Origin of the sequence: Floricoccus tropicus (assembly GCF_001832905.1) — a bacterium.
Taxonomy (GTDB): Bacteria; Bacillota; Bacilli; order Lactobacillales; family Streptococcaceae; genus Floricoccus; species Floricoccus tropicus.
In genome coordinates, this window is the sequence record NZ_MKIR01000017.1 from 1 (window position 1) to 3,688 (window position 3,688).

Annotated in this window: 5 protein-coding genes; 2 read left to right on the forward strand and 3 right to left on the reverse strand. The window is 35.0% G+C overall.

Going from position 1 to position 3,688, the window contains the following annotated elements:
* Positions 1-598 (forward strand): LPXTG cell wall anchor domain-containing protein (locus BG261_RS05825; protein WP_143603371.1); only part of this gene is annotated, 598 nt, incomplete at its 5' end.
* Positions 599-1,068: 470 nt separating this feature from the next.
* On the opposite strand, the gene BG261_RS11130 is transcribed toward BG261_RS05825, so the two are convergent.
* The 3 genes from BG261_RS11130 to BG261_RS11140 are packed head-to-tail and all read right to left on the reverse strand — an operon-like array spanning position 1,069 to position 1,945.
* Positions 1,069-1,170: a transposase gene (locus tag BG261_RS11130; RefSeq protein ID WP_075201845.1), complete on the reverse strand. Its 102-nt coding sequence runs from the start codon at positions 1,168-1,170 to the stop codon at positions 1,069-1,071.
* Positions 1,171-1,214: 44 nt separating this feature from the next.
* On the reverse strand, positions 1,215-1,673 hold the full coding sequence (locus BG261_RS11135; RefSeq protein WP_075201846.1) for an IS110 family transposase: 459 nt from the start codon (positions 1,671-1,673) through the stop codon (positions 1,215-1,217).
* Positions 1,674-1,699: 26 nt separating this feature from the next.
* Positions 1,700-1,945 carry a hypothetical protein gene (locus tag BG261_RS11140; RefSeq protein ID WP_075201847.1) on the reverse strand — a complete coding sequence of 82 codons (246 nt, stop codon included), beginning with the start codon at positions 1,943-1,945 and terminating at the stop codon, positions 1,700-1,702.
* A 584-nt stretch (positions 1,946-2,529) separates the two neighbouring features.
* Here BG261_RS11140 and BG261_RS05840 point away from each other — a divergent pair.
* The coding region (locus BG261_RS05840; protein WP_143603373.1) for an adhesive domain-containing protein at positions 2,530-3,688 on the forward strand (1,159 nt) is incomplete at its 3' end.

A 3,688-nucleotide genomic window follows, 5' to 3' on the forward strand; every position in this document is an offset into this window, starting at 1 on the left:
CGACAGCGACTCAGACTCAGATAGCGACAGCGATTCAGACTCAGACAGCGATAGCGACTCAGACTCAGATAGCGATAGCGACTCAGACTCAGACAGCGATAGCGACTCAGATTCAGACAGCGATAGCGACTCAGACTCAGATAGCGACAGCGATTCAGACTCAGACAGCGATAGCGACTCAGACTCAGATAGCGACAGCGACTCAGACTCAGACAGCGATAGCGATTCAGACTCAGATAGCGACAGCGACTCAGACTCAGACAGCGATAGCGACTCAGACTCAGACAGCGACAGCGATTCAGACTCAGATAGCGACAGCGACTCAGACAGCGACAGCGACTCAGACTCAGATAGCGACAGCGACTCAGACTCAGATCATGGTAACCACGGACACAATGGACACGACAAAGATCCAAATGGTGGAAAAGGAAATCATGGAACTGGAAGTCATGGAACAGGAACAATCAATAAAGGCAAAGGTTCATTACCTAAGACAGGTGAAGAAAATGGACAAGCAGCTGGCATTATCGGCGTAGGACTAGCTGGTCTTGCAGGATTGTTCGGATTCAAGAGAAAGAAAAGAGAAGATGAAGAGTAAAATATAGTCTCTTAATAACTTTTAAATCTTGATATAAAATAAAAAGAACCCTAGATATATGAGACAACTTTCATATTCTATCTAGGGTTCTTTTATTTGAAAAAAATACAGTAAAAAATCACAAAAAATCACTTTCTGTGCTATACTGTAATTGTAAAATTTTTAAAAAGATTTAAGCGTTAGTGCACTGTTGCCTCAGTCCTAATGCTTTTTTCTTTGTTGTAAGCTTGATGGGTTGAAAGTATCTTGTAAATAATTCGGATTATTTTATGAGTGCAAGCAATAACAGCTTTCATCTTACTTCCTCTACGGGAAACTAGTTTGTATAATGATGAAAATGCTATATCTTTAGAACGTCCAGCAATACCTCCTGACATAGTTAATGCATGTTTGATATATTTGTTTCCTTGTGTTATGTACGAGGATTTTTTTATACCTGCACTTTCACATAAGCCAGGACACAATCTAGCTCATGAAGCTAAATGTCCATCTGTCTGAAATGCATCTACATCCGGTCCAATTTCTGCTAATATTATGTGTGCACATCCATCACTTACTCCAGGTATAGTCATTAAAAGTTCATATTCTTCTTTAAAGTGAAAACCTATATATTCCTTTATTTTTGATTTAACTCACCTATCAACTTTTGATACATGTTGTATTCAGATAAGCTATGTTCAATCAAAAATCTATCCTCGTAAGATAATTTACCATTCATAGCTTCGAGAATTTCTTTAGAAGTTGCTTTAATCCTTCCGTGCATACAGGTAGTTATATTATCAATATTTATAATTTCTCCATTAATAAATAGGTTAAGCAACTTCTGTCCAGTTTTGGAGAATATATCAGATAAGCAACTAGTTAACTTGATATTAACACGTTGAAGCAAATTATGGATTTCATTTTTGACTTGGGTTTGACGTTGTTTATAAGAATGTAACCTTCTAGTTAGTAAATGAAACTGCATAACTTCGGAGTCTGGAATATACGATGGTGCAATAAGTCCACACCTACCTAGTTGAGCTATCCATTCGGCATCCTTCACTTCTGTCTTTCGACCTGGTAAATTTTTAATATGTTGGGGATTTGCTAGAACTAATTCTAACTCAGAATCAGAGACATATTAAATAATGGTATCCAATATTGACCAGCGCTTTCAAAGAAAACATGACTAACATTATTTTCTAGTATCCAACCTAGGGCATCTTTTAAAGCATTGGTAGTGGGTTTAAATGACTTTTGAATTGCTTTAGGTTTATTTGTATCAAGAGGACCAGTCAAGATACAACAAACGATAGATTTTTGATGGACATCAATACCACAACAAGTTTCAACCATAGCTTCCATAATAAAACCTCCTGTTTATATTGAACAATAAGAACAAGAGCTTATTAGTATTTTTATTTTCACGCTCTAAGCATATTCGAGTTATCTCATGACTCTTGTTCATCCAGTTTTTTATACAGGCTAGGCAAAGCACTATTAAACACACGAATAATTTTAGGAGTTGATATATTGGAATTATTAAGGTAAATTTTTTATAAAAATTGTAATATTATATAAAAAATCAGTAGTAATTATTTTCTATATAGATTGTATGAATCAAAAAATATTGTTGCATTAATATTCAAAAAGTTTAATGATTGTTGTATATTATTAATTTTGATTAAATTGATAATTTATTTTAAAATATTGTTCCAATCATTGCACTGTATTCATATTTTATATTTTACTATTAAAAAATATTGTTGTATTATAAAGGTAAGATTGGGGTGTTTTCAACAAGTATTTGTAAGAGGCTCGTTGTTGGAAATATCTTAAAGAATTGAGGTGGTGCCTAAAAAAGAAATTACTAGTAGTTTTACGCAGAGTGTTTTTTAATTGTTTAAATCGATTTAAAATTTTAAAAAAAGATTTTTTAGGAGAATTATATGAGAAGTAACAAAAAAGTGGATCCTGATAAAATGGGATTCAGAAAGTGGAAATCCGGGAAACAATGGTTGTATGCCGGTGCTGCACTAACAATTGGTGTTGTTGCACCTTTGTCGGTTAGTTATGTTACAGGTGCTAATTTGGGTACCATTAGAGCTTATGCTGCTGTAGCTAGTGGTTCATTATTTAATTCTATAAGTGTAGGTAATGATAGTGGTACTATTGATGGTGGTAATTCAAAGAATAACACTGCATATAAAGCTGGTACTCAAACTGACAATCTTAAAGATGTAGATTTCACTATAAAAGGTGGAGGTTTTGCAGGTGCTTCGGCAATTATTGGTGATCGTAAATCAGCTGTAATTGAAATTCCGAGTGAATTGGTGGGTGCTATACAGGCAAAAGGAACTGCAACAGTTGATACAAGTTATTCTGTTCGTCTCGATGAGCTTCCTGTTGTCGGTGCTAGCTTAAAGACCATTGTAGGAGGTATCAATGTATTAACTGGAGCAATGGGAACTGCGTTGGATTATGTTACCAAAAATCCAGGAAATATTGATACAAACTTTGAAGAACAATCACAAATACTAGGAAGAATTGCTCAAGAACTTGTACAATTTGACCAAAAAGTTGATTCTAATGTAAGCGTAGTACAAGATGGAAATCATATTTACGCTGTAATTGATGACGGTATTGGATCAAATATAGCGGCAAAAATTAATAGTCTTCTTTCAGAATTGAATAGTGTTATTGCAAATTTATCATTTGAAGTTTCTCCAGAAGTTAAAGCTTTATCAATCTTTAATCCAAGGAGAATTGCAGCAGAGGCAGCAGTAACAGCAGCAAAAGCTGCCATTACTGCTTATGATGTTACAGCTGGTAATGCTATTAAACTTGTTCAAAACGCGGTTGTCTCACCTAGCGGAACATTGATTGATCAACTTGCTAATGCAGCAGTCTTTGGAGATACTACTGTCACAATACCTACAACAATAGATCTTAGTAAGGTTGATGAGAAAGTCAAAGGTGAGGTTAATGTACATGCTGGAATACAAAGTGGTAATCTAATAAACTGGCCAGTATTTTCCGGTACGGATGGAAAAACGCCAATATATTTTGATACTCAGCAAAAACCAACAAAACCAAGTGATGTTACAG